This is a genomic window from Erwinia oleae, from assembly GCF_000770305.1.
Lineage (GTDB): Bacteria > Pseudomonadota > Gammaproteobacteria > Enterobacterales > Enterobacteriaceae > Erwinia > Erwinia oleae.
This window is the reverse complement of record NZ_JNVB01000117.1, coordinates 1-6,834: the sequence shown is the minus strand read 5'-3', so window position 1 is coordinate 6,834 and position 6,834 is coordinate 1. Positions and strand designations below refer to the sequence as shown.

The 6,834-nt window shown below is 49.4% G+C and carries 7 protein-coding genes; 6 read left to right on the top strand and 1 reads right to left on the bottom strand.

Annotation, left to right across the window (positions count from 1 at the left end; translation table 11 throughout):
* The first annotated feature begins 97 nt into the window (after positions 1–97).
* From GS12_RS21690 to GS12_RS21665, 6 genes are all read left to right on the top strand, one after another.
* Positions 98–406 (top strand): hypothetical protein, encoded by a 309-nt coding sequence (locus tag GS12_RS21690; RefSeq protein ID WP_223265968.1) that lies wholly within the window; start codon positions 98–100, stop codon positions 404–406.
* Between the two features lie 153 nt (positions 407–559).
* Complete coding sequence (locus tag GS12_RS21685) at positions 560–1,231, top strand: class I SAM-dependent methyltransferase (protein WP_017802592.1); 672 nt, start codon at positions 560–562, stop codon at positions 1,229–1,231.
* Positions 1,232–1,796: 565 nt separating this feature from the next.
* Complete coding sequence (locus GS12_RS21680) at positions 1,797–2,156, top strand: hypothetical protein (RefSeq protein ID WP_017802591.1); 360 nt, start codon at positions 1,797–1,799, stop codon at positions 2,154–2,156.
* A 91-nt stretch (positions 2,157–2,247) separates the two neighbouring features.
* Positions 2,248–3,525, top strand: a complete 1,278-nt coding sequence (locus tag GS12_RS21675; protein ID WP_017802590.1) for an HlyD family secretion protein — start codon at positions 2,248–2,250, stop codon at positions 3,523–3,525.
* Entirely contained in the window at positions 3,518–5,617 is a 2,100-nt protein-coding gene (locus GS12_RS21670; RefSeq protein ID WP_017802589.1) for a peptidase domain-containing ABC transporter, read from the top strand. Before GS12_RS21675 ends, GS12_RS21670 begins: the two co-directional genes overlap by 8 nt.
* 49 nt (positions 5,618–5,666) lie before the next feature.
* Positions 5,667–6,344, top strand: coding sequence for an ATP-dependent Clp protease proteolytic subunit (locus GS12_RS21665; protein WP_017802588.1), 678 nt, complete (start codon positions 5,667–5,669; stop codon positions 6,342–6,344).
* 279 nt (positions 6,345–6,623) lie between these two features.
* Here GS12_RS21665 and GS12_RS23780 read toward each other — a convergent pair.
* Positions 6,624–6,834 (bottom strand): IS30 family transposase (locus GS12_RS23780; protein WP_152601471.1); only part of this gene is annotated, 211 nt, incomplete at its 5' end.

Genomic DNA, 6,834 nt, shown 5'->3' with positions numbered 1-6,834 from the left:
GTGAAGTCCCGGAGGGAGATTGAATGAACATCTGGCTGGTCAGCTGGCAGGAAGAGGTCGGCAGCACCTCATACGAATATCACGCGCTGCTCAATGGATGAGACGTCGCGCTCGCGGAAGCAGCCTGCCAGCATATAGGGAAACCTGGCGGCCACCAGAACGTCCCGTCTGCTCGCAAAGTTGTTACTGGCAGTTCGATCGGTTCAGCGTCTGGTTAAAAAGTCTGTTGCTGCTTGATGCCGGGATGGCCAGAGATATCAGCGTGCTGGGTGTATTCGATGAATGGGTGATAAGCGGCTCTCCGCAGGCAGCAGTCATCTGCGATCACGGAGGCAGCCGCTGGGAAGATTACCGTCCCTGGTATTTTCACCCGATGCCGCTCCGACCGGCGGCATCTCTTCAGTAAGGGATAAGCAGTTGTGTTTGGTCTCAACCGGAACGCGAGATAGATGCACAGCTGCATTAAAAATGTTTGTTTATGAGCGATGCAGACGCTATTCCTCAGAGGCGGCTCTGACGTATAAAGCAGAGTGGATATTATTGAAAAGGTATTTCTGGCATGAACCCCTATGAGAGACATTACAGGCAACTCATGGCAAATGGCGCGGCGGCATGGGCTGGAGAAGGTTATCCCAGAGCAAAAGAACAGCAGGAGAAAATATTTCGGTGGCTTTACACACATCAGTATTTACCCCACCCTGGTACACCTGTACTTGAGATGGGGTGTGGGAATGGAGCAATGGCAGCGCAGTCGCTTGCTGAGCTGGGATATTCTGTCTGGGGAGTTGACTGGTCAGAAACAGCTATCAGGTGGGCAGAAGATCGTTTTCAGCAAGCCGGACTCACCGCAAGATTTATTGTCGGCGATGTCTGCAATATTCATCAATGCAGGGACGCGATGTTTGAGCTGATTATTGATGGCAGTTGTTTGCATTGCCTTATAGATGACGCGCGCAAACTCTTTTTTGCAGAGGTAAGGAGACTGCTCCGACCCGGGGGACGGTTTGTAATCGGTTCTATGTGCGGAACTCCCCGGCGATCCGAAGATATTGAAGCGTATGATCCACTCAGGCATCATTTGCTGAAAGAAGGCCGCCCCTGGCGGACCCTGATGCCGCTTACGGATTTAACTGATGAAGTACAAAAAGCGCATTTTAATTTGGAGGCCTTCATAGTTAATAAAAATAAATGGTGGGATCATGCCACAATAGTCTGTTCGGTGAAGCATTAACGTGCTGTGTCATCCGCAGAACGCTCCGGGCAGTGTATTGCATCCATCGGTTAAACTCACAGTACTAAGCAGATATGCATAGATCATCGACGTTTTCGTGACAATGAGCCGCACCTAATACCTCTGCCGTCATCATAGCAGCTAAAAACATCCCGACAACGTCCGAATATGCCGGGTCGGGTTGGCTGGCAATTCAGTTACTCAGCAGTGAGGTGGAGTTAAACCAGGCCCTGCAAAATAACTTTTCGAACACCTCTTATTAATATTTTGCATTCCTTTTTTTCAAAATGTAGCTATTTTGTCAACGTAACGCTCTTTTTATATACATTTATTGTCATTACTATTTATGTAAGCATGAGGGCTTGATTATGAAATCAGTTATTCAAGAGAAGATACTTACCTTGTTTCTGTGTGTCGCGATTACCGCTGTAATCGTTAAATTCATTTCGAAAAGTGCTTTCTACGTTTCACATCCTTCTTTATCCATTTCGTTAACAGTTGCTGTAGCAGTAATCATCTCGAACGTGGTAGTAACAAAAATAGTTTCCAGAAGAGGATAAATGACATGCTTAGAGAACTGACTGAAATTGAAATAAATAATGTCTCTGGCGGTAATGCTAACTCAGGTTACGAAGGCCCGAACTGCACCAACGCCGCGATTAAGGGTGGTGTGACCGGTGCAACGGGCGGTGCTGTCGCCGGTGCTATCCGCGGCGGTGTAACGGGTCTTGCTGGCGGCCCTGCAGGGGTGGCAGCAGGAGCAGGTGCCGGGGCAGCTGAAGGGGCTGTGTATGGTGGTGTTTCAGGGGCTGTTGGAGGGTATGTGGGTTGCCAGAACAGTGGCTCTGCCAACAACGGCGGCAACAACGGCAATCTTGGCGGGGATTCAAACGCTAACAGCGCTAACGGACAGTGCCATTGGTAAATAATTTTCCGGGCATGTGAGACTTATTATTCCATGCCCGTATTTGAATTTTCAGGAATGAAAGAAACTTTGTTTATGGAGCTGGCTCTCAATGCTTTACAGAAAGGAGGTAACTGAAGCCAGGAACAATTACTGGTCAGGCAAAGCTGTATTAATTTCCGGTCATCGTGGCCATTACGTTATTGCTTTCACCTTAATTTTTTTTACCGCATTTTTAGTGCTCATTACGTCATGCTCCTACACGCGCAGAGTCAGTGTTTCTGGCGAAATTGTCTCAACTCCCCGTGCCGTGACTGTCTTTTCTCCTCAACAGGGATTCATTATCAATCGTGCGGTAAAGCAGGGCGAACACGTGAGGAAAGGACAGCCGCTTTACCGCATCGACGTGAGCCGGACCACCACTTCGGGCGTGGTCAGCCAGCGGCATCATGAAAGTATTCAAAAACGCATAGCCACTTTGAATCAGATTGCGGCTGATATAGCCCGTAATCGTGCTCTGACGCTTTCGATGCTCGCAGAGGAAAAAAACCGTTACGAGTCGGCCCTCCAGCGGTCTTCTGAAGTCGTTGCGCATGCGCGGGAAGGCCTTAAACTGATGAAAGAGAATATGGACAATTACCGGCAATATCAGCATCAGGGTCTGATAAACCGCGACCAGCTTATCAATCAGACGGCCCTTTATTATCAACAGCAGAATGACATGTTGGGGATTGAAAGTCAGAATCAACAAAATGCGCTACAGGTAATGAATCTGCGCAGTGCTCTTCAGACTCAGGCGGCCGACTTTGACAATCAGCTCAATCAGATTGCGATTCAGAAAAGCGCGCTTGAAAGTGAGTTAACGGATGCAGATGTCGGCGGTGACCAGATAATAACGTCCCCCGTTGACGGAACTGTTGATACACTGAGCGTCACGCCGGGCCAGATGGTGGCGTCCGGAGATAGTCTCCTCCAAATAATTCCCGGCGATGCGCATTACCGGACACTGGTGCTCTGGGTGCCTGATTCAGCCATACCTTACCTCTCTGCAGGAGAACCGGTTAATATCCGCTATGATGCATTCCCCGCTGAGAAGTTTGGCCAGTTTCCGGGCAAAATAGCTTCAGTGGCCCATTCACCTGCTTCATGGCAGGAAATGTCAACTTACCCCGGCGCTCCCCCCCATTCTCTCAGTGGTCCCCAGACGTGGTACAAAATCCTGGTCAACCCGTCCTCCGACCATTTTACCTACAAGAATAGAACCATACGTGCTGAAAACGGGATGAAAGCCTCTGTAACGTTGTTTCTTGAGGAAAGGAAACTGTATCAGTGGATCCTGTCACCGCTTTATGACATCCGCGACAGCGCAATGGGGGCAATCCATGAATGAAGAGCTTCATACCATAATAGGGGGGCTGCTGCAGTTTTCAGGGCACGGCAGGGTTCCACTGCATCTGCAGACGGAAACATCGGAATGTGGCCTTGCCTGTCTGGCAATGGTGGCAGGGTTTCATGGCAGCCATACAGACTTACTCACCCTGCGTGAGTGGTCAGGGCTTTCGGCACGCGGCAGTACTCTGGCATCGCTGATAAGCGTGGCAGGTGAAATGCACCTTGCAGCACGGGCACTCTCTCTCGATCTTGACAGTCTCCGTGAACTGCGCAAACCCTGCATTCTGCACTGGGACCTCAACCATTTTGTCGTGCTGGTCAGTGTGAAGGGGAAACGGTGCGTTGTGCATGACCCGGCATCGGGCCGTCAGAGCATGTCACTTGAAGCCCTTTCATCACATTTTACCGGCGTCGCCCTGGAGCTCTGGCCTGATACCGATTTCAAGCCTGATATCCGTCAAAAAAAGCTCAAAACCAGTACGCTGCTTAACAACATCACGGGATTCCGACAGTCACTGGTAAAGATATTCTGCCTCTCGCTGATGATCGAATTCATTACCCTGCTGATGCCGGTAGCCACCCAGATGGTGATGGATAATGCCGTGCCGGCTGCAGACACAGGGCTACTGACATTGATTTGCTTAAGTCTTCTTTTACTGACTCTGCTTCAGACTGGCCTAAGTCTTTTTCGGGGCTGGATGATGATAGTGATGGGGATTTATACAGATTTGCAGTGGAAAGACGGCCTTTACCGTCACCTCCTTCGCTTACCCCTTTGCTGGTTTGAGAAACGCCGGATAGGCGATATCCAGTCCCGCTTTGCCTCTCTCGATACGCTGCGCAGCACCTTCACCCAGAGTATCAACGGCGCAGTAATTGACGGAGTTATGGCCACGGGAGCTTTTGTTCTCCTGATTCTTTACGGTGGGTGGCTGGCATGGGTAGTTACCGGTTTTACCCTGATTTTTGTGCTCTTGCGGGTTTTTACGTGGCCTCGCTACCGACAGGCGCAGGAGGAGCTACTGATCAAAAACGCCCGGGTGGCTTCATCATTTACTGAAACGCTTTATGCAGCGGCTACCGTGCGTGCGCAAGGGTTATCCCACCGCCGGCGTGAAATCTGGCTTAACATGATGGCCGATGCAACCGGCTCCGGGGTCAGTCTGCTCCGGTTTGACATGCTGGCGGGGAGTGCCGGAACCTTTATTGCTGCAAGTGACAGTGTGATTATTCTTTGGCTGGGAATTTCCGCCGTGATCAATCACACCATGACGCTGGGAGCTTTCGTGGCTTTCACCGCGTTCAGAGGCATGTTTTCAGAGCGCGTACTTTCCCTGACGGGAGTTGTATTACAGTTAAGGATGCTTTCTCTTCACAATGAACGTATTGCGGATATTGCGCTTTCCGATCCGGAAGGGGACAAAGAAGAGGTAAAGCGTTTATTTCCTGCAGGTGAGGCCCTGACCCTTAAATGCGAGGATCTGATGTTTCGCTACGACCGGTTCTCACCACCGGTATTGCAGAACCTCAATATCTGCATCGGAGCAGGGGAAAGCGTGGCCATAACCGGAGCGTCAGGCAGAGGAAAGACCACGCTGATGAAAATTCTGTGTGGACTTACCACGCCAGTAAAAGGAAGAGTCCTGGTGAATGATGTCGATATTCAGGCTGCGGGACTCAGCAATTATCGCCGAGCTGTGGCCTGTATCCTTCAGGATGACAGGCTGCTGGCTGGAACGCTTCGGGATAATATTACAGGTTTCTCACATGATGTTGATGAAGAGTGGATGGTCCATTGTGCCAGGCTAAGCCAAATTCACGACGATATTATGGCATTGCCTATGGGGTATGAAACGCTGACTGGCGAGCTGGGAGAAGGACTTTCAGGGGGACAGCGTCAGCGACTGTTTATCGCCCGGGCACTGTACCGGCGCCCGGGGATCATATTCATGGATGAGGCCACCAGTCACCTTGATGAGAAAAATGAAGCCCTCATTAATGCGGCTATGCAGACCCTGAAAATGACACGTGTGCTCATCGCACACAGACCTTCCACAATTTCATCGGCCGATCGAATCATCGAGCTTTGAATGCATTCTCCTTAATGAGGATGACCTGAAATGCGCCTGAGGAAAAAAGATGAAGATGAAACCACTGTCTGCTGTATTACTTGGTACGCTGCTTATGTCAGCAGAAACGCATGCCAATGTGTCCTTCATAAAGAATGACACTCTGAGTAATGCGCAGGTCAAAGAGGCTGCGCTTTATTTTAACGCTGCGGTCAACAATCAGACTGTGACATGGTTGTTGTCGGCACTTGCCGAAATTCATGAAAATTATCTTAATGTGGATAACGTCGATATTTATCTGAACAGTCGGGGCGGAGATATGGATGCCGCTTATGTAGCGTACGAGGCCCTGCGAAAAAGCCCGATGAAACTCAGCATGATAAATTCGGCAATGACAGCCTCATCCGCCACCATGATTTACTGCGCATCACCTGAACGTTACACCATGCCAATGTCCCAGTTTGTATTACATCCGGCAGCAGCGACTAATGAGAAGACAGATTATCTGCGACCAGACCAGGCGAAACGTATTCTTGACGAGGATGAAAATTACAATAGCATGTTTCGTAAGGTTTATTCTTCCTGCGTGAGGCTATCCGATAAAGAGCAAAATGATATTACCTGGTCTGAATCAGGCACATTAGTTTTGAAAACTGATGAAGCTTCAAAAAGGGGGCTTGTAACCAAAGGAGATAAGGAAAGTCACAGTTACCTACTGACGTATTATATTACTGATAGCCCTGGCTAAACATCAGTAAAATCAGGATCACAATTATCGTATTGTTTAAAATTTCCGCTTCGAGGCTAAATTAACGTATCTGCGCCTACGAGACGGTCAGATCAACGTTGCCTCCTCAGGATGAGGCGGTTATCACGCAGCGCAGTAAGCATGCGTGGCCCGCATACACCGCCTCACTCCTGGAAGTGATTTGAAGAGTTTTGCAGTTGTGTTTGATGTCAACCACAGAGGGTGTTTAAAAGACGCGTAGTGGTTGCAAGTGATGAATGTCCGCAGATCGCTGTGAGTTCAACTGATGGACGCAACACACTTATTGAACCGTTCTGCGGGTGATTCATAGTCTAGCGTTTTTCTCGGTCTTTCGTTGAGCTGTCTGGCAACGCTGTTTAGTCTCTGCTGACTGTGAACCGATAAGTCAGTTCCCTTTGGAAAATATTGTCTTAGCAACCTGTTCGTATTTTCATTTGAGCCACGTTGCCAGGGAGATTGAGGATCACAG